The sequence below is a fragment of the Propioniciclava sinopodophylli genome (assembly GCF_004324755.1).
In the GTDB taxonomy this organism is placed as follows: domain Bacteria; phylum Actinomycetota; class Actinomycetes; order Propionibacteriales; family Propionibacteriaceae; genus Propioniciclava; species Propioniciclava sinopodophylli.
Genome location: NZ_SDMQ01000008.1, coordinates 15,614 through 37,751, shown reverse-complemented (window position 1 = coordinate 37,751; position 22,138 = coordinate 15,614). Strand labels below are relative to the sequence as shown.

Here is a 22,138-nt window from a genome sequence, read left to right as displayed (position 1 = left end):
CTCACGCGGCGCCGCGGTTGCGCTCGCGCAGGAAGCCGACGGCCTCGGCGCAGGTGCCGTCGAAGACCATCCGGCCCTTCTCCATCACGACGCCCCGCTCGCAGATCTGCTGGACGAGTTCGAGGTCGTGGCTGACCACCACCAGCGTCTTCCCGCGGGAGACCAGCTCCTGGATGCGGGCGATGCACTTGCGCTGGAACGGCTCGTCCCCCACGGCGAGGATCTCGTCGACGAGGAAGACGTCCGGGTCGGTGTGCACGGCCACGGCGAAGGCCAGGCGCAGGTACATGCCGGAGGAGTAGAACTTCACCTCGGTGTCGATGAAGTCGCCGATCTCGGAGAAGGCCACGATGTCGTCGAACTTCGCGTCGATCTCCTCCTTGGTCATGCCGAGGATCGCCGCGTTCAGGTACACGTTGTCTCGGCCGGGCAGGTCGAGGTGGAAGCCAGCGCCGACCTCGATCAGGCCCGCCACGCGACCCCGGACGCCGATCGTGCCGGTGTCGGGGCGCATGACCCCGGAGATGATCTTGAGCGTGGTCGACTTGCCCGACCCGTTGAGGCCCAGCAGGGCCACCGACTCGCCGTCGTGGACGGTGAGGCTGAGGTCCTCCAACGCCTTGAACTTGGCGCTCAGGTCGCCCTTGCGGCCCTTGACGAGCCAGACCAGCGCCTCCTTCAGGGAGCGGGTGTGCCGCAGCACGAACTCCTTGGTGACGTGGTCGAGGCGCAGGACGACTTCTTGGCCGGGCGGCGTGCGGTCGGTCATCAGAGCTCCTGGGCGAACGTGCCCTCGTGGCGCCGGAAGGCCAGGTCGCCGAGGAACAGGAACAGCAGGGACACCCCGATGGCCACGGGCACCCAGAGGGAGAAGAAGGCGTCCGGCAGCGCCCAGGTGCTGGACGCGTCGAGGGTCGGCTGCCAAAAGCCGAAGTGGAACAGCTCGGTCGCCACGGTGAGCGGGTTGAGCATGTAGAGGGCGAACATCCACGGCGCCATGGCATCGCGCACCATCGTCCACGTGTAGAGCACCGGCGAGGCCCACGTCGTGATCATGACCAGCAGCTCGACGATGTTCTCCGCGTCGCGGAAGAAGACGTTGGCGGTGGCGAACAGCAGCCCGATGCCGAGGGAGAACACGGCGACGATGGCCGTGCCGAGCAGGACGGCCCCGACCTGGGCGAGGCCGGGCACCCAGCCGAAGAACAGGCACGCCACGACCAGCACCACGACCTGGGGGAAGAAGTGCGCCAGCGCGACCCAGAGGCTGGAGACCGGGAACAGCTCGCGCGGCAGGTAGATCTTCTTGATCAGGTTGTAGTTCTCGACGACCGACCTGGCGGCGTTGCGGAACGACTCGTTGAACAGGTTCATGAGGATGATGCCGCTGAACAGGTAAACGGCGTAGTTCTCGAGGCCCCGGTTGAGGCCCAGGAACAGGCCCATCGCCACGAAGAACACCGCGAACTGCATCGCTGGCTTGATGTAGCTCCACAGGATGCCGAGCACCGACCCGCGGTAGCGAACCTGGATCTCCTTGCGGGTGATCAGGCTCAGCAGGTACCGGTTGCGATGGACGTCCAGCAGCCCGCGACCGCGACCGGGTGCCACCAGCCCGGTCGCCACCTCAGGCGGGGTCATGGCCGGGTCTCACCCACCGTGTGCTCGTCGAACACCTTCGCCCAGGCGTCCAGCGACACCAGGTCGGGCTGCGCGGCGCGATAACGGCGCCGCAGGTCGTCCCACTCGCGGACCAGGCTCGTCACCAGCCGGACCGTGCGCGCCATCTCGGCGCGGTAGACGTCCGGACGCCGCTGGTACCAGCGCACGCCCAGGCCGTCCGCGCTCGAGGCGAGCACCGAGTCGTAGCCGGCCAGGCGCCACCATTGCTTGCGCGTGTGCGGCAGGTGTTGCTGCGGGCTGGCCGCGTTCTCGGGCCGTTCCCGGTCGAGGAACCGCTTGATGCCCATGCGCGCGGCGACGGGCAGCAGGTCCCTGGTGCGCGGGTGCTCCGGCAGCCTGGTGAAGTTCGGGATGTCGCGCGGCCGCGGGTCCGGGAAGTCGGACGCCTCGGGCTTGAGCTGGGCGTCGGTGTAGTCCGCGGCCATCGCGCGGACGTCCTTGATACGGCGGTCCAGCAGCCCGAACAGGTGCTCGGGGCCCGCCAGGACGTCCTCGAAGCCCAGGGACCGAATCGCCTCGGTGTAGTACTCCATCGCCAGCAGGTGCTTGACATTGAGGTTGAAGCTCTCCAGCAGCAGGCGCCCGCCCTTGGGGGCCTCGGAGTGCAGCAGGCCGGTGATCAGGCGGTTGCGGGCGTGGAAGTAGCCCTGCCAGCCGATCAGGTCCTCCTTCTCCAGCCACGACTCGTGCCACACCGCGGCGCCGGGCAGCGTCACCGTGGCGTAGCCGGCCTTCTGGGCGCGGATCCCGTACTCGGCGTCGTCCCACTTGATGAAGATGGGCAGGCTGAGGCCGATCTCGCGGATGACGGAGGTGGGGATCAGGTCCATCCACCAGCCGTTGTAGTCGACGTCGATGCGCCGGTGCAAAGAGCGGGTGTTGCGCAGCGACTCGACCCGGAAGTCCACCTCGCCGCGCTCGACGCCCGGAGCGGCCGCGTAGTGCCAGCGGAACCGGTCGATGGCCTCGCCGTAGGCGTGGAGGACGGTGGGGTCGTTCAGGTCGAACATGTGCGCGCCGACCAGCGTCGGCCGCGCGCAGCGGTCGCTGAACGTCATCAGGCGGACGAGGCTCTCGGGTTCCAGCCGGATGTCGTCGTCCATCAGCAGGACCCACGTGGAGCCGTTCTGGACGGCCTCGGACATGCCGCGCGCGAACCCGCCCGAGCCGCCGAGGTTCGACTGGCGGATGACGCGCAGCTTACCGCCCAGTGCCTCGGCGGCGGCCGCGAAGCCCGGGTCGTCCTCGACGAGTTGGTCGCCCTGGTCGACGACGAGCACCTCGTCCAGCCGCTCCAGCAGCTCGGTGTGCTCCGCCAGCTTGGCCAGGTTCGCCGAGCAGTAGGACGGCTTGTTCATGGTGGTGATCTCGAGGGTGGCGCGGCCGGCCTCGCGGTCGAGCGCCGGCGCCATCCAGTCGGCCTGGTGGAGGACGAGGTCGCCCGCGCCGCTGAGCAGGTCGAACCACAGCCAGCCGCCGTCGGCGAACCGCTGGATCGAGATCGGTACCTCGACCGTGCGCCGTCCGCCGTCCACGGCGACCGTCTCCACGCGCTGCACGGCCCCGCTGGCCGTGGAGCGCTGTACGGCGACCATGCCGTGCCCCTCGACGTCGAGGCGCAGGGTGACCTCGCGCACCGTCGTCCAGTGCCGCCAGTAGGCGGCGGGGAACGCGTTGAAGTAGGCCGCCAGGGACACCTGGTGGCCGGCGGGCAGGGTGAGGGAGCGCCGGGACGTGAACCAGTCGTTGTGGGTCACCGCGGCGTCGAGGATGTCCACGGGCGCCTCGGCCTCGGCCTCGCGGCCCGGCACCTGCGACGGGTTGGTCCGGGCGCGACGGGTGTCGACGTAGAGGGGGGCGGTGTCCAGGCGGTCCGGCGTCGGGAAGGCGACCCGCCAGAGGACCTCGAGGTCGGTCATGCGTCCACTCCACCGCTCTCCAGGGGCGCGCCCTCGGTGAAGTGCGGCTTGATCCTGTTGTCGAACATCGACAGCGCCGACCCGATGGCCATGTGCATGTCGAGGTACTTGTAGGTGCCCAGGCGTCCGCCGAACAGGACGCCCGGCTCGGCGTTGGCGCGGTCGCGGTAGCGCAGCAGGCCCGCGCGGTCGGCGTCGGTGTTGATCGGGTAGTACGGCTCGTCGTCGCGGCCGGCGAAGCGGCTGTACTCGCGCATGATGACGGTCGCGTCCTTGGTGTAGTCGCGCTCGGGGTGGAAGTGCCGGAACTCGTGGATGCGCGTGAACGGCACGTCGGGGTCGGGGTAGTTCATGACCGAGGTGCCCTGGAAGTCCTCGATCGGGAGCACCTCCTCCTCCAGGTCGACCGTGCGCCAGCTGAGCTCGCCCTCGGCGTAGTCGAAGTAGCGGTCGACCGGGCCGGTGTAGACGATCGGGACGTTGCCGCGCACGTTGTCGCGGTTGATCTCCTGGCCGGCGTCGAAGAAGTCCGTCTCGAGCCGCACCTCGATGTTGGGGTGGTCGGCCATCCGCTCCAGCCACGCGGTGTAGCCGTCGGTGGGCAGGCCCTCCCAGGTGTCGTTGAAGTAGCGGTTGTTGTACGTGTAGCGCACCGGCAGGCGGCTGATGATGGACGCCTCGAGCTGCTCGGGGTCCGTCTGCCACTGCTTCGCGGTGTAGTGCATGATGAACGCCTCGTACAGCGGGCGCCCGATCAGGCTGATGCCCTTCTCGACGAAGTTTTCGGGCACCTTGTCGCCCAGCTCGGCGGCCTGCTCGGCGATCAGCGCACGCGCCTCGGCGGGGCTGTAGGCGGCCCGGAAGAACTGGTTGATCGTGCCCAGGTTCACCGGCATCGGGTACACCTCGCCCTTGTGGCGCGTGTAGACCTTGTGCTGGTAGTCGGTGAAGGTCGTGAACCGGTTGACGTAGTTCCAGACGCGCTCGTTGCTGGTGTGGAACAGGTGGGCGCCGTAGCGGTGCACCTCGATGCCGGTCTGCTCCTCGGCCTCGGAGTAGGCGTTGCCGCCGATGTGGTGGCGGCGGTCGATGATCGCCACCTTGAGCCCCAGGTCGTTCGCGGCCCGTTCGGCGATGGTGAGCCCGAAGAGCCCGGATCCGACGACGACGAGATCTGCTGTCACTTCTCCTGCGCCCACTTCCTGGTCGAGTCGATGGCGTCCAACCCGCCTCACTGTACTGGCACGAGCCTGCAAGTACGCTGGCGGCATGCGGATCGCACTCGCCCTCGGCTCCGGCGGAGCACGCGGTTATACCCACATCGGCGTCCTCGACGAGTTGCACGCGCGGGGCCACGAGGTGGTGGCGATCTCGGGCACCTCGATGGGCGCGGTGATCGGCGGCCTGGAGGCGGCCGGTCGGCTGCAGGACTACACCGACTGGGTGGGCACCCTGCGCCAGACCGACGTGCTGCGCCTGCTCGACCCGGCCTTCACCGGGCCGGGCGTCTTCTGGGGGCAGCGGGTCATGGAGCGGGTGGCCGCCATCCTCGACGGTGCACGCATCGAGGAGCTGCCGATCCCCTTCACCGCCGTGGCCACGGACCTGACGCACAGCCGCGAGGTGTGGTTCCAGCGCGGCTCGGTCGTCACCGCGATGCGCGCCTCCATCGGCATCCCGAGCGTGTTCACGCCCGTGGTGGTGGGCGGACGCCTGCTCGCCGACGGCAGCCTGCTCAACCCCGTGCCCGTCGACGCCCTGCTGGGTGCGCCGGCGGATCGCACGGTCGCGGTGTCGCTGTCCGGACGCCGTGCGAACGAACAGACCAGCACCCGCCCGGTGACGGCCGCCGCCGAGACCGAGGGCATGCTCGGCGAGCTCACCGAGCGCCTGCGGAGCGTGCTGGACTCGGACACCCTGCGCGGCGTCCGGCAGTGGTGGGCGGCGCGGTTCACCGAGGTGGACGAGCGCGACCCCCGCGACTTCGACTTCGAGGCCCTGCCCAAGGGTCTGCGCACCTCCGACGTGGTCTCCCTGTCGCTGGAGACCGCCGAGCAGCTGATCACGCGCTTCCGGATGGCGGCCAGCCCGCCGGACGTGCTGGTCGAGTTCCCGCAGGACATCGCCTCCACCTTCGACTTCCACCGGGCCAACGAGCTGGTCGCGCGCGGGCGCGAGAAGGCTGCGCAGGTGTTCGACGCCGCCGGTCTGTAACACCCCCGCCCACGCCTCGTCCCGGAGGGTAGAGTCGGCCGGCGTGACCGCTTCGTCCCACTGGGTGTTGACCCTCGAGTGCCCCGACCGTCCCGGCATCGTGCACGCCGTGACCGGGGCGGTGGCCGCCGCCCAGGGCAACATCACCGAGCTGCAGCAGTTCAGCTCCGACACAGGTCGCTTCTTCATGCGGGTGCAGGTGCAGTCGGGCTTCGAGCGCTCGGCCTTCGAGGAGTCGGTGCGCCCCCTGGCCGCCTACCTGCAGGCCAGCTGGCACCTCGACGAGGTCGGACGCCCGCGCCGCACCCTCATCCTCGCGAGCAAGGCGGCCCACTGCCTGAACGACCTGCTGTTCCGGCAGCGCTCCGGCCTGCTGCCGATCGAGGTGTCGGGCGTCATGGCCAACCATGCCGACCTCCGCGCGCTGGCGACCTTCTACGGGGTGCCCTTCACCGACCACGTCGTGCTGCCGGAGACGAAGGCCGACTTCGAGCGCGTCGTCCTGGAACGCGTGGAGGCCGAGGACATCGAGCTGGTGGTACTGGCCCGCTACATGCAGATCCTCTCCCCCGAGCTGTGCCGCACCCTGGCCGGACGCGCCATCAACATCCACCACTCGTTCCTGCCCGGCTTCAAGGGGGCCAACCCCTACCGGCAGGCGCACGAGCGCGGCGTGAAGCTCATCGGCGCGACCGCCCACTTCGTCACCGAGGACCTCGACGAGGGCCCGATCGTGGAACAGAACGTCACGCGTGTCGACCACACCAAAACGGTCCCCGAACTCGTAGCTTTGGGGCAGGAACAGGAGAGCCGGACGTTGGCCGAGGCCGTCCGCCTCTACGCCGAGCACCGGGTCTTCCTGGACGGGCACAGGACCGTCATCTTCCGTTGACGGCGGCGTCGGGCATCGGCATCGTCCGTTGAAGAACCACATACTTCGATGCCGAGATACTTGACGTCGAGGAATAGTCACGGAATGACAACGATTGCCTACGACAGCCCGTAGTAGTGTTGACGACCCGTGTGGAGCGGGCACTAGTGTGCGGCTGCCAGCAGTCGGCAGATCTGACCAACGGAGGTTTCATGTCTGACCCCAACGCGCCCAAGCCGAAGATCTCGGAGGAGGCGTTCATCGAGGTACAGAACTCGGAGGAGTTCGACCGACTCCGCAAGACGTTCCGCGGTTTCGCCTTCCCGATGACCATCGCCTTTCTCGTGTGGTACTTCGCCTACGTCCTCGCGTCCGTGTATGCGAAGGCCTTCATGTCCCAGCCTTTCCTGGGCATGCCGCACTTCAACCTGGGCCACTTCCTCGGCCTCATGCAGTTCGTCACGACCTTCGTCATCACGTGGCTGTACCTCCGCCACGCCCGCACCAAGGTCGATCCCATCGCGACCAGCATCCGCGAGCGCCTGGAAGGAGCGGCCAAGTGATCCTCCTCGAGACCCTCGGTAACCCCGTCTTCAACATCGTCATCTTCGCCCTGTTCGTTGTCGCGACCCTGACCGTGGTCATCCGCGTCACCGCGAACCAGAGCAAGGCGGCGGGCTCCTTCTACACCGGCGGTGCCTCCTTCTCGGGCACCCAGAACGGCTTCGCCATCGCGGGCGACTACCTGTCCGCCGCGTCCTTCCTCGGCATCGCGGGCGCCATCGCGTTCAACGGCTACGACGGCCTGCTCTACTCGATCGGATTCCTCGTCGCCTGGCTCGTGGCCCTCCTGCTCGTGGCCGAGCCGCTGCGCAACACCGGCAAGTACACGATGGCCGACGTGCTGAGCTTCCGCATGCAGCAGAAGCCCGTGCGCCTCGCGGCTGCCTTCTCGACCCTGGCGATCTCCTTCTTCTACCTGCTCGCCCAGATGGCCGGCGCCGGTGGCCTCGTGTCGCTGCTGCTGGGCCTGTCCGGCGACATGGCGCAGAACATCGTCATCGTCATCGTCGGCATCCTGATGATCGCGTACGTGCTCATCGGCGGCATGAAGGGCACCACGTGGGTGCAGATGATCAAGGCCGTCCTGCTCATCGCGGGCGCCGGCATCATGACGGTCTGGGTGCTGGCCGCCTTCGGTTTCAACCTCGACGCCGTCATGGGCGCCGCGGTGGAAGCCAACGACAAGCCCCAGATGCTGGCCCCCGGCGACAAGTACAAGGACCCCCTGGGCTTCATCTCGCTGTCCATCGCCCTCGTCCTGGGCACCGCCGGCCTGCCGCACGTCCTGATGCGCTTCTACACGGTCCCCACCGCCAAGGAGGCCCGCAAGTCGGTGACCTGGGCGATCGGCCTGATCGGCGCCTTCTACCTGTTCACCCTGGTGCTCGGCTACGGCGCCGCCGCGCTCGTCCCCGGCGGCCAGCAGGCCATCAACGGCATGCCCGGCAAGGCCAACGCCGCCGCCCCCGCCCTGGCGTTCTTCCTGCCGGGCGGCGGCCTCGGTGGCCAGATCTTCCTGGCCGTCATCGCCGGCGTCGCCTTCGCCACCATCCTCGCGGTGGTCGCGGGCCTGACCATCACGTCGTCGGCGTCGTTCGCCCACGACATCTACAACTCGGTCATGAAGGACGGCAAGGCCGACCCCGCCGCCGAGATGAAGGTCGCCCGCAACACCGTGCTCGTCATCGGCGCGCTCGCCATCTTCGGTGGCATCTTCGCCAAGAGCATGAACATCGCGTTCCTCGTGGCGCTGGCCTTCGCCGTCGCGGCGTCCGCCAACCTGCCGTCCATCCTGTACTCGCTGTACTGGAAGCGGTTCAACACGCAGGGCTCGCTGTGGTCGATCTACTCCGGCCTCATCAGCGCGCTGGGCCTGATCATCTTCTCCCCCGCGGTCTCCACGCCCATCGGGCGCGCCGAGCCGCTGGCGAGCGCGATGTTCCCCGGCGCCAGCTTCGCCTGGTTCCCGTACGACAACCCGGCCATCGTGTCCGTCCCGCTCGCCTTCTTCATGGGCTGGCTCGGCACGGTCCTCTCCAACGAGAAGCCGGACCTGGGCAAGGCCGCCGAGATGGAGGTCCGCTCCATGACCGGCGCCGGCGCCGACGGGGCCATCGCCCACTGAGTGGGTTCCCACGCACCCGCAGGGCCGCGACGACCACCTGGTCGTCGCGGCCCTGCGGCGTTGCGGAGGTTCGTGCGACGCAACTGAGTGCGCTTTCCCCGGCCCGTGTGGCAAGTCTGAGTGACGGGTTGCACGCCCGGGCGTCCAACCCGTCACTCAGGCTTGCCACACGGTTGTCGGGAGCGTCAGCCAGATCTGCCACACGTGCTTGGTCAGTCGCGACCCTGCCAGGTGCAGACACAGGCCTCGTTGCCGTCGGCGTCGGCCAGGACCGTGAATGCCGGCGCGTTGGCGTCCGACACCAGCCGCCCGCCGGACGCCAACGCAGTGGCGATGCGCCGCTCGGCGACGTCGTGGGCGACGGTCACGTCGAGGTGGATGCGATTGCGCACGTCGCGGGGCTCGTGCAGTTGCTGGAACCACACGGGCGGGCCGATCCGCTGGGGGTCGATCAGCGCGTCGTCTCCGTCCTCGGCGTAGTCCAGGACGGCCTTCCAGAACGGCAGGATCGCGGTGGCGTCCATGGTGTCGATGGCGATCTCCACCTCGGTCAGCGCCGTCGGCACGGGGTGGCCGCCGCGTTCGTGCACCAGCACCGAGACGCGATTGGCCAGGGTGACGTCACGCGAGGTGACGGCCCCGACCTCGTGCGTGCCGACCGCGAGGTGGACGCGGTTGCCGCGCAGGTCGACCTCGGGGTGGTGGTCCAGGGCCCCGGCCAGTTCGGCGACGACCGCCACGAAGGAGGCCGCCTCGCCGAAGTCCGCCCACTCGGTCGTGAGGTGCAGGCGCCCCAACAGGTACCGCCAACCGGGGGCCGCGGCGCTGGCCTCGGCCCGGGACAGCTCGACCAGCTCGGGCTCCGGCGTCGGGGAGGCCGGCCACTCGTCGGGCTCCTCGATCTCGTCCCAGGCCACGAACGTCCAGCCCTGCTCGGGGTCGCCCTCCAGGGTGACCACGGTGGTGTTGCCGAGGCGGCGTCCGACGACCTCGGCCAGGTCGATGCCCTGCACACGCGCCGCGATCCACATGCGCAGCGCGGCGCCGTGGCTGACCAGCAGCGCCGACTCGTGGCCGGCGGCGGCGATCTGCGCGATCGCCTCGTCGTAGCGCTCGTAGAAGGCGTGCGCGTCCTCGCCACCCGGCACGCTGGCGGCCAGGTCGCCCTCCCCCCAGGCCTTCAGCGAGCCCACGTAGCGGCCCCAGCGGGGTGCCATCTCGTCCTCACCGGCCTGGATCTCGCGTAGCCCGCCCAGGATCGTCGGCTCCAGCCCGCGCTGCTCGGCGAACGGCGCGAGGGTCTGCTGGGTGCGGATGAGGTCGGACGCGTACACGGCGTCAACCGTGTGGCCGTCCAGCCGCTCGACCAGCGTGCGGGCCTGCTCGTGCCCCGTCGGGTCCAGCTCGGCGCCGGGGATTGCGGTGTCGAGGAGGCGGGCGACGTTGCTGGGGGTGCGGCCGTGGCGGACGAGGTAGAGGCGCATGCAGCCACCCTATTAGCGCCCACGCGAAGGTGAAGCCGGGCGGGCGCTGGTGCTAGGTTCGGAGGTGCACAGGGACTGCCCCGAAGCCGTCTTCAAAGTGGAGGAATCATGAGCAATGCACCCGTCAAGGTCGCCGTCACCGGTGCCGCCGGCCAGATCGGTTACAGCCTGCTGTTCCGCATCGCCAGCGGCGCGCTGCTGGGCCCCGACACCCCGATCGAGCTCCGCCTGCTGGAGATCACCCCGGCCCTGAAGGCGCTCGAGGGCGTCGTCATGGAGCTGGATGACTGCGCGTTCCCGACGCTGGCCGGCGTCCAGATCGGCGACGATCCGACCAAGGTCTTCGACGGCGTGAACATGGCCATGTTGGTCGGCGCGCGTCCCCGCACCGCGGGCATGGAGCGCGGCGACCTGCTGAGCGCCAACGGCGCGATCTTCACCGCTCAGGGCAAGGCCCTCAACGACGTGGCCGCCGACGACGTCAAGATTCTGGTCACCGGCAACCCGGCCAACACGAACGCTCTCATCGCGATGAGCAACGCCCCCGACATCCCCGCCGAGCGCTTCAACGCCCTCACCCGTCTCGACCACAACCGCGCCATCAGCCAGCTCGCCGCGAAGCTGAACGTGCCCGTGACCGAGATCAAGAAGATGACGATCTGGGGCAACCACTCCGCCACGCAGTACCCCGACCTGTTCAACTGTGAGGTGGGGGGCAAGTCCGCCGCCGAGCTCGTGGACGACCACAACTGGCTGGAGAACGACTTCATCCCGACCGTCGCCAAGCGTGGCGCCGCCATCATCGCCGCCCGCGGCTCGTCCTCGGCCGCCTCGGCCGCGAACGCGACCATCGAGCACATGCGCGACTGGGCGCTCGGCACTCCGGACGGCGACTGGGTCTCCATGGCCGTGCCGTCGGACGGCTCCTACGGCGTCCAGGAGGGCCTGATCTCCTCGTTCCCGTGCACCGTGAAGGACGGGAAGTACGAGATCGTCCAGGGCCTCGAGGTCAACGACTTCTCCCGCGCCAAGATCGACGCCTCCGTCGCCGAGCTGGCCGAGGAGCAGGCCGCTGTCAAGGAGCTCGGCCTCATCTGAGCCCCCTGAACCACCTGTGGCGCGCCCCGCCGGGGCGCGCCACAGTGCGTTGTGCGGGCGGACTCAGGCGGGGGCGTCCTCGCCGGTGGCCACCAGGGCCTTCTTCATCTCCTCGACGTCGAAGTCGGCGACCGGCCACTGCGGGTCGAGTTCCTCGAGCGTCCGGGTGAGGATCTCGGTGATCGCGAGCCGGGAGTACCACTTCTTGTCGGCTGGGACCACGTACCACGGCGCGTCCTCGGTCGAGGTGAGCCGGAACACGTCGGCGTACGCCTCCTGGAAGGCCGGCCACTTGCTGCGGGTGTCCAGGTCGCCGGGGTTGAACTTCCAGTGCTTGTCGGGGCGCTCCAGTCGCTCCATGAGGCGCTCGCCCTGCTCTGCATAGGACACCATGAGGGCGACCTTGATGATCGTCGTACCCCCCTCGACCAGCTCCTTCTCCCAGGCGTTGATCTCGTCGTAGCGGGCGCGCCAGACGTCCTCGGGCACCAGTTCGTCCACGCGCACCACGAGCACGTCCTCATAGTGGCTGCGGTCGAAGACGCCGATGCGCCCGGGCGGGGGCAGCTCCTTCTCGATGCGCCACAGGTAGTGGTGGGAGCGCTCCTCCTCGGTCGGCACGCCGAAGGAGGCCAGCGCCACGCCCTGGGGGTCGACCATGCCCACCACGTGCCGGACGATGCCGCCCTTGCCCGCTGTGTCCAGGCCCTGCAAAACGAGAAGCACCGAGCGCTTCCCGCCCTCACGGCCCTCCGCGAACAGCCGCTCCTGCAGCTCGGACATCTCCTCGCCGCGCTCGGGAAGGTACGCCTGTCCGTCATCCTTGTCCCCGTCCCAGCCGGGCTGGCCGTTGCGGTCGAACGAGGCGAGGTCGAAGTCGGGTCCGACGCGCAGGGCGTCGCGGGGGTCGGTGCTCCACAGATCCTTGGCTGCCATACCCCCAGTCTGCAGCAGGCGCGGGCCCGCGGTCACCCGCGAACCGGGGTGATCGGCAGGAGGTGCCGTCCGGTCGGACCGATCTGGATCTCGGTGTCCATCTGGGGGCACACGCCGCAGTCGTAGCACGGCGTCCAGCGGCAGTCCTCGACGGGTTGCTCGTCGAGGGCGTCCTGCCAGTCCTCCCACAACCAGTCGCGGTCCAGGCCCGAGTCGAGGTGGTCCCAGGGCAGCACCTCGGCGTACTCGCGCTCTCGCGTGGTGTACCAGTCCAGGTCGACGCCCGTGCCGACCAGCGCGGTCTCGCAGGCCGCCACCCAGCGGTCGTAGCTGAAGTGCTCGCTCCAGCCGTCGAACTGGCCGCCCTGGCGCCAGCACTCCTCGATGACCGCACCCACGCGGCGGTCGCCGCGCGAGAGCAGGCCCTCGATGATGCCGGGGCGCCCGTCGTGGTAGCGCATGCCGATCGCCCGGCCGTACTTCTTGTCGGCGCGGATCTTGTCGCGCAGCGCGAACAGGCGGTGGTCGATGGTCTCGGCCGACGCCTGCGCCGCCCACTGGAACGGGGTGTGCGGCTTCGGTACGAAACCGCCGATGCTGACGGTGCAGCGGATGTCGCGGGTGCCGGCCGCCTGGCGTCCGGTCTCGATGACGCGGGCCGCCATGTCGGCGATCGCCAGGACGTCCTCGTCCTCCTCGGTCGGCAGCCCGCACATGAAGTAGAGCTTCACGTTGCGCCAGCCGTTGCCGAAGGCGGTGGCGACAGTGTCGATCAGGTCGTCCTCGGTGACCATCTTGTTGATCACCTTGCGCATCCGCTCGCTGCCGCCCTCGGGCGCGAACGTCAGGCCCGAGCGGCGCCCGTTGCGGGACAGCTCGTTGGCCAGGTCGATGTTGAACGCATCGACGCGGGTCGAGGGCAGCGACAGGGACACGTTGGTGCCGTCGTAGCGGTCAGCCAGCTCCTTGGTGACGTCCCCGATCTCGGAGTGGTCGGCGCTGCTCAGCGAAAGCAAACCCACCTCCTCCAGTCCGGTGGCCTCCAGCCCGCCGGCGACCATGGTGCCGATCGTCTCGATGTTCCGCTCGCGGACGGGGCGGGTGATCATGCCGGCCTGGCAGAAGCGGCAGCCCCGCGTGCAGCCGCGGAAGATCTCCACCGAGTACCGCTCGTGCACGGTCTCGGCGATGGGGACGATGGGCGCCTTCGGGTAGGGCCAGGCGTCCAGATCCATCAGCGTGTGCTTGGCGACGCTGAAGGGGACGCCGGAGCGGTTCGGCGCGACGCGCTGGATGCGCCCGTCCGGCAGGTAGGTGACGTCGTAGAACCGCGGCACGTAGACGACCCCGTCGGACGCCAGCCGCAGCAGCAGGCCGTCACGGCCCTCGGGCCGCCCCTCGGCCTTCCACGCGCGGATGATCTCGGAGATCCGCAGCGAGGCCTCCTCGCCGTCGCCGATGACCGCGGCGTCGATGAAGTCGGCGATGGGCTCGGGGTTGAACGCCGCGTGGCCGCCGGCGATCACCAGCGGGTCGTCGAGGCGGCGGTCGGCGGCGTGCAGCGGGATGCCGGCCAGGTCGATCGCGGCCAGCATGTTGGTGTAGCCGAGCTCGGTCGAGAAGGAGATGCCCAGCACGTCGAACGCGCGGACCGCTCGGTGGTTGTCGAGCGTGAACTGCGGGACGCCCGCACCCCGCATCAGCGCGGCCAGGTCGGGCCAGATCGAGTAGGTGCGCTCGGCCAGGATCCAGTCGCGCTCGTTCAGGATCTCGTACAGGATCGCGATGCCCTGGTTGGGCTGGCCCACCTCGTACGCGTCGGGGTACATCAGCGCCCAGCGCACCTCGGTGTCGTCCCAGCGCTTGCTGATGGAGTTGACCTCGCCGCCGACGTACTGGATCGGCTTGCCGACCCGCGCGAGCAGGGGCTCGAGGCGGGCGAACAGCGAGTCTGGCCTGGTTGCGGAGTCAACAGTCATAGGTCCCCCATGGTAAACGAGTCAGACGAGGTGATCCCGCCCCGCCACGAGCCCGCCGTCGTCGTCGGTGGTGTTGCGGAAGCCCGCGGCCTCCAGGTCGTCGGCCAACTCGTCGATCGAGGCGTGCTGGTCGTCCCATTGGTCGGTGCGGTACGCCGTCCGCGCCATCATGTGGCCCGACACGGGGGCCGTCAGGATCTGCAGGCCGACGGTGAACACGGCCAGCACCACAACGTGCCAGGTGCGCAGCGTCAGCGCCACGCCGGAGAGGATGAGCAGCAGCCCGAACACCTGCGGCTTGGTGGCCGCGTGCAGGCGGGTGAGGACGTCGGGGAAGCGGACGATGCCCACGGCGGCGGCCAGGCAGAAGATCGAGCCCGCGAACACCAGCAGGGCGCCCAGCAGGTCGAGGAACTCGGTCATGCCTCCCCCTCCATCTCGTTCAACTCACGCTCGGCGCGCTCCCGCTCGAGCCGCTCGCGCTGCAGCCGCTCCCGCTCGGCGCGCTCGCGGGAGATGTTGGCGGCCCGCGCCTCCGCCTCCAGGAACCGGCGCTCGCGCGCCGAGGTGCCCGTGATCAGCCGGGCCAGGCCGACGGCGCTGGTGAAGCCGATCAGCGACAGGATGAGGATGACGATGAGCCCCACCGACATTCGCGCCGCGATGGCGTGCGTGGCGATGCCCGCGATCAGCACCGCGATGATCACGTCGGAGGCGACGCCGCGGTCCAGGCCGGTGGGGCCCTTGGCGAGCCGGTACAGGGCGAACAGGGCGGACACGACCAGGACGACGACGGTGGCACCGATCAGCACCTGGGTGACGAGGGTCATGTCACCTCCTTGAACTCGGGGTCGTCGCGGTCCTGGGGGTGGTCGAGGGCGTCCATCTCGGCCCGAGAGCCGAGCGCGTGCACGACACGGCTCTCGAGCGCGAGCGTGTCGTGGACGACCTGGTCGCGGAGGTCCGTGTCGGGCAGGTCGAAGACGTGCAGGTACAACGTGCGGCTGCGGCGGCGGGCGTCCACGACGATGGTGCCGGGGACGACCGAGACCAGTTCGGCCGTGTTGACCTGGTAGAGGTCGACGTCCGAGCGCAGGTCAATGCGGACGATGCCCGGCGTCGGGATGCTGCGGCCGAACGCAAAGATCGCCAGGCGCACGGACGCCACCGCGAGGTCCTTGACCAGATGGAACAGCAGGCGCAGGGTGCCCCACACCCGCGGGCGGCCGGGCCACCCGATCGGGGGCAGGGGGAACACGACGGTGACCAACACCCCCAGCGCGATGCCGCCCACCACGGTGACGAGGTTGACCTCGCCGACCAGGACCAGCCAGACGAGGGCGAGCACCGCGATCTGGCGGGGTTGCCAGCGGAACCTGCGCGCGCGGACCGGCTCGGGCTCGGTCATGGCACCACCTCCCCCAGAACGGCCAGCCCGTAGGCGCCGTCCAGCAGCGCCTCGGCCGCGTTCTCGGCGTAGGCGTAGAACGGACCGGCTGCGAGCGTCAGCAGCAGGCTGAACGCGATCAGGGCGCAGGTGGAGAGGACCATCACCGCGGGCATCGGACGCCCCGGGTGCACCTCGTCCTCGCCCTCCTCGTCCTCGGTCGTGAACGAGACCGGGGTGCCCCAGAACGCCCGGTTCCAGACCTTGGCGATGGAGTACAGCGTCAGCAGACTGGTCACGACGCTCGCGCCGACCAGAGTCCACGCCAGCGGCGTGTCGGCGGCGACGCCGGCGTTCAGCAGGCCGAGCTTGCCGATGAACCCGGAGAACGGCGGGATGCCCGCCAGGTTCATGCCGGGGATGATGAAGAGCGTGGCCAGCAGCGGCGAGGTGGTCATCAGTCCGCTCAAGCGGTCGATGTTGCTGCTGCCGCCCACCCGTTGCATCAGCCCCGCGACGAGGAACAGCGTCGCCTGGATGGTGATGTGGTGGGCGGTGTAGTAGATGGTGCCGGTGAGGCCTTGGATGCTGGCCAGCGCGATGCCCATCACCATGTAGCCGATGTGGCTGACCAGGGAGAAGGACAGGAGTCGCTTGACGTCGGCCTGCGCGATGGCGCCGAGGATGCCGACCACCATCGTGAGCAGCGCGATGACGAGCAGGAGCTCGGTGAGCGGCCTGTGCGGGAACAGCAGGGTCTGGGTACGCAGGATGGCGTAGACGCCCACCTTGGTGAGCAGGCCGGCGAACACTGCGGTCACCGGCGCGGGCGCCGTCGGGTAGGAGTCGGGCAGCCACGCCGAGAGCGGGAACACCGCCGCCTTGATGGCGAAGACCACCAGCAGCATGTACTGGATGATCCCCTGGGTGCCTTCGGGCAGGTCGGGGATCCGCTGGGCGATCTGGGCCAGATTGACCGTGCCGACCGCCGCGTACGTGGTGGCCAGCGCGATCAGGAACAGGCTGGAGCTGAGCAGGTTCACGACGACGTAGATCGAGCCGGCGCGGATACGGGAACCGGTCCCGCCCATGGTGAGCAGCACGTAGGAGGCGAACAGCAGGATCTCGAAGCCGACGAACAGGTTGAACAGGTCGCCGGCGAGGAAGGCGTTCGAGACGCCGGCACACATGAGCAGGAAGGTCGGGTGGAAGATCGAGACCGGCGTCTCCTTGCGGACCTCGTCCTCCTCCTGCCCGGCGGAGAACACGAGGACGGCGAGGGTGACGATCCCGGCGACGGTGAGCATGATCGCCGAGAGGCGGTCGGCGACCAGGGCGATGCCGAAGCCCTCGGGCCACGCGCCCACCCACAGGCTCTGGACGCCCTGGGTGTCGGCCTGCCACGCCAGCGTGCCGGCGGCAGCGACGACGCCCAGAAGGACGAGGATCGACACGAGGCGCTGCGTGCGCGGGCGGCGTCCGAGAATGAGCGTGAGTGCCGCGCCCAGCATGGGCAGCAGGACGGGGATGGTGAGGAGGTTGTTCATTCGCTCACCCGGTCCTCGCCCGTGTCGCTGAAGCGGATGTCCTCGAAGCTGTCGGAGACGTCGTCGCGTTCGGCGAGCTCACGGATGCGGCGGTCCTCGATGTCGTCGGAGACCTCGTCGTGGCCGTTGAGCTGGAAGCTGCGGTAGGCCATCGTCACCACGAACGCCGACACGGCCATGGTGATGACGATCGCGGTGAGAACCATGGCCTGCGGGAGCGGGTCTGCCATGTCCTCGGCGGCGAACATCCCGATCAGCGGCGGCGCCCCGGCGGGCCCGGAGGCAATGAGGAACAGGATGTTGACGCCGTTGCTCATCACCAGCACCCCGACGAGGATGCGGGTGAGCGACCGTTCGGTGAGAAGGTAGACGCCGGCCGCGATGAGGACGGCGGCGACGATGGCCAAGGTGAGGTTGCCGGTCACGAGTTCCTCCCCCGGGCGCTGGCGGGCAGCGCGGTGGTGGACTCCGGGCGCGGGAGCGGCGTCCGCTCCTCCTCCGCCTGGGTGTCGACGCCGGCGCCGAGGCTGCGGACGAGGTCGAGCATCATGCCGAGCACGACGAGATAAACGCCGATGTCGAAGACGGTCGAGCTGACCAGGTGCAGGTCACCGAACGCGTTGACGACGCCCCACGGGGTGGTGATGGCGTCCAGCCCGGGGATGGTGAGGTGGATGTCGTAGCTCTGGAAGATGCGCCCGCCGAACGCCCATGGCACCAGCGCGCTGCCGACCGCGATGAACAGGCCGATGCCCAGCACGCGTCCGGCGTCGACCGGGGCGGCCTCCTCCAGCTCGCGGCCGCCGGCGGCCAGGTAGCGGACGACCAGCGCCAGCCCGGCGACCAAGCCACCGGCGAAGCCGCCGCCGGGGTGGTTGTGCCCGGCGATGAGCAGGTAGATCGAAACCATGATCATGATGCCGAACAGCAGGCGCGTGGTGACCTCGAAGACCAGCGACCGCGCGGCCGGGTTGAGCGTGCCGCTGGCGCGCAGCCAGGCGCCGCTGCTCGTGTTGGCCGCGATCTTGCGGGTACGCCGCTGCTGCACGCGCGAGCGCAGGAAGATGAGGCTGGCCACCCCGGTGGCGGCCACGACCAGCACCGAGATCTCGCCGAGCGTGTCCCACGCGCGGGTGTCGACGAGGATGACGTTGACGATGTTCTTGCCATAGCCGAACTCGTACGCCGCGGTCTCGAGGCCGGCTGAGGCGCGTTGCGCCGTCCGGGACGCCGTGGCGACCAGCACGGACGCGCTGACGGTGGCGCCGACCGCCACGGCCAGCAGCATGCGGACCCACCGCGAGCTGTGCAGCGGGCGGTCGGTGAAGTACTTCGGCAGCGTCCGCAGCACGAGCAGGAACACCAGCAGCGAGGCGGTCTCGATGAGCACCTGCGTGAGGGCCAGGTCAGGGGCGCCGTGCACGAGGAACAGGAGGGCCGTGCCGTAGCCCGTGACGCCGACGGTGATGATGGCGCGCACGCGACCACGGACGGCGATGAGGCTGGCGGCGGCGATCGCCGTGACCAGACCGACGGCCACCTGGGCCGGGTTGTCGAACCAGACCGCGTTCTGGGGCCAGACTGGCATCAGCATGAGCGTGCCGCCGACCGCGACCACGAACACGGTCAGGATCGTGGAGAGGTAGGACGCCAGCGAACCGCGCTGGACGCGGGCGGTCACCTCGACGGCGACGACGTCGAGCAGGCGCATGGACCAGCGGTAGAAGTCGTTCGCGGCCGGCACCTGCGGGAAGGTCGCCTGAACCCGCGCCACCGTGTCGCGCTGCCAGAACAGGACCACGCCGCCGCCGATCGCCAGGGCCGAGAGCAGCAGGGGCGTGGTGAAGCCGTGCCACAGCGCCAGGCTGTGGGGTTCCGAGCCGACGGGCATGGTGCGGGTGTAGCTGGCGAGCAGGTCGGTGAGCGGCCCGCCGCTGAAGCCGAGAACGAGCCCGGCGAGGCCGAGCACGACCGGACCCGCGATGAAGCCGGCGGCCGGCACGTGCTTCACCTCGACCGAGACTGGACGCCGGCGGGCGCCGAAGGCCCCCCACCAGAACCGGAGCGAGTAGGCGGCCGTCAGCATCGAGCCGGCCACGACCGCCCCGACGAGCAGGAAGGCCGGCGCCGGCAGCACGCCGGTGCCGTCGCCGCCCGAGCCGATCTTGACCAGCGCGTCGAGCGCCGCCTCCTTCGCCACGAAGCCGAACAGGGGCGGCAGGCCGGCCATCGAGGCGGCCGCGAGCCCTGCCGCGACGGCGAGCACGGGCATGCGGCGCCCGAGCCCGGTCAACTTGGTGATGTCGCGGGTGCCGGTGGCGTGGTCGATGACGCCGACGGTGAGGAACAGTGTGGCCTTGAACAGCCCGTGGGCCAGCAGCATCGCCAAGCCGGCCTGCCCGGCGGCCTTGGTGCCGAGGCCGACCAGCATGGTGATGAAGCCGAGCTGGCTGACGGTGCCGTAGGCCAGCAGCAGCTTGAGGTCTGACTGCCGCAGCGAGCGCCAGCCGCCAAGGATCATGGTGAGGGCGCCGAGGATCGTGAGCACCTCGCGCCACAACGGGACGTTGGAGAACACCGGGGCCAGCGCCGCCACGAGGTACACGCCGGCCTTCACCATCGTCGCGGCGTGGAGGTAGGCCGACACCGGGGTTGGCGCCGCCATCGCGCCCGGCAGCCAGAAGTGGAAGGGGGCCAGCGCCGACTTGCTGAGCGCGCCGACGAGCATCAGGAGGGCTGCGGCCGTTGGGGCGATGCCCTCCGGCGCAGCGGCGAGGATCGCCTGCAGGCGGAAGCTGCCGGTGAGGACGCCGAAGGTGACGATGCCCACGAGCATGGCCAGCCCGCCCGTGGTGGTGACGATCAGGGCCGTCGTGGCCGCGGCGCGGTTGGCGCGGCGGGACGAGTCGTGGCCGATCATCAGGTACGAGAAAACCGTCGTCAGTTCCCAGAACACATAGAGCAGCACGAGGTCGTCGGCGGTCACCAGGCCCAGCATGGCGCCCGCGAAGGCCACCAGCAGGCCGAGCGTGCGTGAGGGCGGATTCGTGAAGTACCAGCGGCAGTAGAACAGCACGATGGCGCCGATGCCGGTGACCAGCAGCGACAGCAGCCACTGCAGCAGGCCGACGTGGAACGTGAGCGAGACCGACAGCGCCGGGATCCACCGCGTGGACTCGACGAACGCGGAGCCGCCGGTGACCGCCGGGGACAGGGTGAGCAGCCAGCCGAACCCGATCGCGGGCGCGATGGCGACCACCAGGAAGGCGTTGCGACCCAGCAGACGTGTCCACACGGGCGCCGTCATTCCCAGCACGAAGTGCAGGGCGATGAGGCTGAGGAGCACGCGGTCACACCTTTCGAGGGGATCGGTGGCTGGGAATCCGGCCTCAGCCTACCAAGGGGGCAAGGCTCCCCCGAGCGGGCCGCCGAATCCGGGCGGGGGCGCGGCGAGGGCGTCCAGTTGCGGACGCCCGGGCGCGGACCGGATCACCAGGTTCCGGCGGCGGCGCATCAGCAGCTCCACCACACCGGCGCCGGCCAGCAGCAGGCCGACGTTGACCAGGACGGACGCGTCACCCGCTCCGGCCTCGCGGTTGAACAGGTCGGAGAAATCGATGAACGGCAGGATGGCCGTGGCCGTCAGGTTGTTGGCCACGTGCAGCGCGACGGCCGCCTCGAGCCCGCCGGTGCGCCACGTCACCCACGAGCCCACCACCGCGAACACGACGTAGAACGCGTTCAGCCACGGGTCGTCGGCGCCGTGCATCGCCATGAACACCGCTGCCGTCACGATGGTTCCCGCGACGACGCCGAACACCGGCGAGCTGAACCAGGAGCCCACAGCGCGGCCCAGCAGGCCGCGGATCAGGTACTCCTCACCCGCAGCCTGCAGCGGCGTGGTGAGCAGGATGCCGACGATCATCACCAGGGTGTGGTCGCGGATTCGGACGTCGTCGAGCGGGCCGAGCAGCGTCAGGCCGCCGATGACGACGGCCCACAGCGGCAGCAACACCGCCAGGAGCAGCAGCAGCCAGCCCCAGCGAACGCCCCCCTCCACCGACGAGAGCCACCCCGGGCGCTGCTGCACGCACAGCCAGGCGGACAGCCCGGCGAACGGGATGCACAGGGCCAGGGCGATGTTGTTGGCGATGAAGAAGCCGGGGCCCACGGGCGGGAGGGCGCCGGTGGCCACCACCGTCCAGTCGACGTCGTCGATGGCCCAGCCGACGAAGCTGAGGATCGTGGAGGCGACCAGGAAGGCGAAGCCGGCCAGGGCGATGGCCAGCAGCCCCTTCCACCAGCGGTAGCGCGGCGCGCGCCAGAAGGCGTAGTAGTCCTGCTCCCCCACGGGCAGGGACGGCTGCAGGTGGACGGGCAGGCGTCGCGGGTCCAGGGGTGGGTATGCGAGCTGAGTCACAGGCCGGGGAACCAGAGCGCGATCTCGCGGGCCGCCGACTCCGGCGAGTCAGACGCGTGCACGATGTTCTGCGAGCCGGACAGGCACAGGTCGCCGCGGATCGTCCCTGGGGCGGCCTTGACACCGTCGGTCGCGCCGTTCAGGGCGCGGACAGCCTCGATGGCGCGCTCGCCCTCGAGCACGAGCGCCACGAGCGGGCCGGCGGTGATGAACTCACGCAGGCTCGGGTAATAGGGGCGCTCGAGGTGCTCGGCGTAGTGCGCGTCCGACAGCGCGGCGTCGATCGTCCGGAGCTCGAGGGCGGCCAGCTTGAGCCCCTTGGCCTCGTAGCGGGCCAGGACGGTCCCGGTGAGGCCACGGGCGACGGCGTCCGGCTTGATCAGGACGAGGGAACGTTCGGTCATGCCGACAG

20 protein-coding genes are annotated in these 22,138 nt (G+C 69.7%); 5 read left to right on the top strand and 15 right to left on the bottom strand.

Annotated features, from left to right (window positions below; genetic code table 11):
* Nucleotide 1: 1 nt before the first annotated feature.
* The 4 genes from ET989_RS08875 to glf are packed head-to-tail and all read right to left on the bottom strand — an operon-like array spanning nucleotide 2 to nucleotide 4,786.
* Nucleotides 2–769, bottom strand: a complete 768-nt coding sequence (locus ET989_RS08875) for an ABC transporter ATP-binding protein (protein ID WP_131168185.1) — start codon at nucleotides 767–769, stop codon at nucleotides 2–4.
* The gene (locus ET989_RS08870) at nucleotides 769–1,641 is read right to left on the bottom strand and encodes an ABC transporter permease (protein WP_131168184.1); all 873 of its coding nucleotides are present in this window, start codon (nucleotides 1,639–1,641) and stop codon (nucleotides 769–771) included. The genes ET989_RS08875 and ET989_RS08870 overlap by 1 nt, the downstream gene beginning before the upstream one ends.
* Nucleotides 1,638–3,602: a glycosyltransferase gene (locus tag ET989_RS08865; protein WP_131168183.1), complete on the bottom strand. Its 1,965-nt coding sequence runs from the start codon at nucleotides 3,600–3,602 to the stop codon at nucleotides 1,638–1,640. Before ET989_RS08865 ends, ET989_RS08870 begins: the two co-directional genes overlap by 4 nt.
* Entirely contained in the window at nucleotides 3,599–4,786 is a 1,188-nt protein-coding gene (gene glf, locus ET989_RS08860) for a UDP-galactopyranose mutase (RefSeq protein ID WP_131168182.1), read from the bottom strand. Before glf ends, ET989_RS08865 begins: the two co-directional genes overlap by 4 nt.
* 85 nt (nucleotides 4,787–4,871) lie before the next feature.
* On the opposite strand from glf, the gene ET989_RS08855 reads away from it, so the two are divergent.
* The 4 genes from ET989_RS08855 to ET989_RS08840 all read left to right on the top strand — a co-directional run bounded on the left by ET989_RS08855 (nucleotide 4,872) and on the right by ET989_RS08840 (nucleotide 8,875).
* The gene (locus ET989_RS08855) at nucleotides 4,872–5,816 is read left to right on the top strand and encodes a patatin-like phospholipase family protein (RefSeq protein ID WP_241656284.1); all 945 of its coding nucleotides are present in this window, start codon (nucleotides 4,872–4,874) and stop codon (nucleotides 5,814–5,816) included.
* Between the two features lie 43 nt (nucleotides 5,817–5,859).
* Nucleotides 5,860–6,708 (top strand): formyltetrahydrofolate deformylase, encoded by an 849-nt coding sequence (gene purU / locus ET989_RS08850; RefSeq protein WP_131168181.1) that lies wholly within the window; start codon nucleotides 5,860–5,862, stop codon nucleotides 6,706–6,708.
* A 191-nt stretch (nucleotides 6,709–6,899) separates the two neighbouring features.
* A complete protein-coding gene (locus ET989_RS08845; RefSeq protein WP_131168180.1) occupies nucleotides 6,900–7,250 on the top strand; it encodes a DUF485 domain-containing protein in 351 nt (116 codons plus the stop codon).
* On the top strand, nucleotides 7,247–8,875 hold the full coding sequence (locus tag ET989_RS08840; protein ID WP_131168179.1) for a solute symporter family protein: 1,629 nt from the start codon (nucleotides 7,247–7,249) through the stop codon (nucleotides 8,873–8,875). The genes ET989_RS08845 and ET989_RS08840 overlap by 4 nt, the downstream gene beginning before the upstream one ends.
* A 212-nt stretch (nucleotides 8,876–9,087) precedes the next feature.
* Here ET989_RS08840 and ET989_RS15260 read toward each other — a convergent pair whose 3' ends face one another.
* Entirely contained in the window at nucleotides 9,088–10,359 is a 1,272-nt protein-coding gene (locus tag ET989_RS15260) for a histidine phosphatase family protein (RefSeq protein ID WP_206662284.1), read from the bottom strand.
* 108 nt (nucleotides 10,360–10,467) lie between these two features.
* Here ET989_RS15260 and ET989_RS08825 point away from each other — a divergent pair, with 108 nt between their 5' ends.
* Nucleotides 10,468–11,457, top strand: a complete 990-nt coding sequence (locus tag ET989_RS08825) for a malate dehydrogenase (RefSeq protein WP_131168178.1) — start codon at nucleotides 10,468–10,470, stop codon at nucleotides 11,455–11,457.
* Nucleotides 11,458–11,520: 63 nt separating this feature from the next.
* On the opposite strand, the gene ET989_RS08820 is transcribed toward ET989_RS08825, so the two are convergent.
* Genes ET989_RS08820 through ndk form a run of 10 tightly spaced genes read right to left on the bottom strand, consistent with a single transcriptional unit; the run spans nucleotide 11,521 to nucleotide 22,130 of the window.
* Nucleotides 11,521–12,393, bottom strand: a complete 873-nt coding sequence (locus ET989_RS08820; protein WP_131168177.1) for a polyphosphate kinase 2 family protein — start codon at nucleotides 12,391–12,393, stop codon at nucleotides 11,521–11,523.
* Between the two features lie 32 nt (nucleotides 12,394–12,425).
* Entirely contained in the window at nucleotides 12,426–14,372 is a 1,947-nt protein-coding gene (locus tag ET989_RS08815; protein WP_131168176.1) for a TIGR03960 family B12-binding radical SAM protein, read from the bottom strand.
* A 21-nt stretch (nucleotides 14,373–14,393) separates the two neighbouring features.
* Nucleotides 14,394–14,795, bottom strand: coding sequence for a monovalent cation/H(+) antiporter subunit G (gene mnhG / locus ET989_RS08810; protein WP_131168175.1), 402 nt, complete (start codon nucleotides 14,793–14,795; stop codon nucleotides 14,394–14,396).
* A complete protein-coding gene (locus ET989_RS08805) occupies nucleotides 14,792–15,202 on the bottom strand; it encodes an MrpF/PhaF family protein (RefSeq protein WP_131168174.1) in 411 nt (136 codons plus the stop codon). Before ET989_RS08805 ends, mnhG begins: the two co-directional genes overlap by 4 nt.
* On the bottom strand, nucleotides 15,199–15,780 hold the full coding sequence (locus tag ET989_RS08800) for a Na+/H+ antiporter subunit E (RefSeq protein WP_131168173.1): 582 nt from the start codon (nucleotides 15,778–15,780) through the stop codon (nucleotides 15,199–15,201). Before ET989_RS08800 ends, ET989_RS08805 begins: the two co-directional genes overlap by 4 nt.
* Nucleotides 15,777–17,306, bottom strand: coding sequence for a Na+/H+ antiporter subunit D (locus ET989_RS08795; protein WP_131168172.1), 1,530 nt, complete (start codon nucleotides 17,304–17,306; stop codon nucleotides 15,777–15,779). Before ET989_RS08795 ends, ET989_RS08800 begins: the two co-directional genes overlap by 4 nt.
* Nucleotides 17,303–17,731: a Na(+)/H(+) antiporter subunit C gene (locus ET989_RS08790; protein ID WP_131168171.1), complete on the bottom strand. Its 429-nt coding sequence runs from the start codon at nucleotides 17,729–17,731 to the stop codon at nucleotides 17,303–17,305. The genes ET989_RS08795 and ET989_RS08790 overlap by 4 nt, the downstream gene beginning before the upstream one ends.
* Nucleotides 17,728–20,652 (bottom strand): Na+/H+ antiporter subunit A, encoded by a 2,925-nt coding sequence (locus ET989_RS08785; RefSeq protein WP_131168170.1) that lies wholly within the window; start codon nucleotides 20,650–20,652, stop codon nucleotides 17,728–17,730. Before ET989_RS08785 ends, ET989_RS08790 begins: the two co-directional genes overlap by 4 nt.
* Before the next feature lie 48 nt (nucleotides 20,653–20,700).
* Nucleotides 20,701–21,726 (bottom strand): CPBP family intramembrane glutamic endopeptidase, encoded by a 1,026-nt coding sequence (locus ET989_RS08780; RefSeq protein WP_131168169.1) that lies wholly within the window; start codon nucleotides 21,724–21,726, stop codon nucleotides 20,701–20,703.
* On the bottom strand, nucleotides 21,723–22,130 hold the full coding sequence (gene ndk / locus ET989_RS08775) for a nucleoside-diphosphate kinase (RefSeq protein WP_131168168.1): 408 nt from the start codon (nucleotides 22,128–22,130) through the stop codon (nucleotides 21,723–21,725). Before ndk ends, ET989_RS08780 begins: the two co-directional genes overlap by 4 nt.
* Between the last annotated feature and the right edge of the window lie 8 nt (nucleotides 22,131–22,138).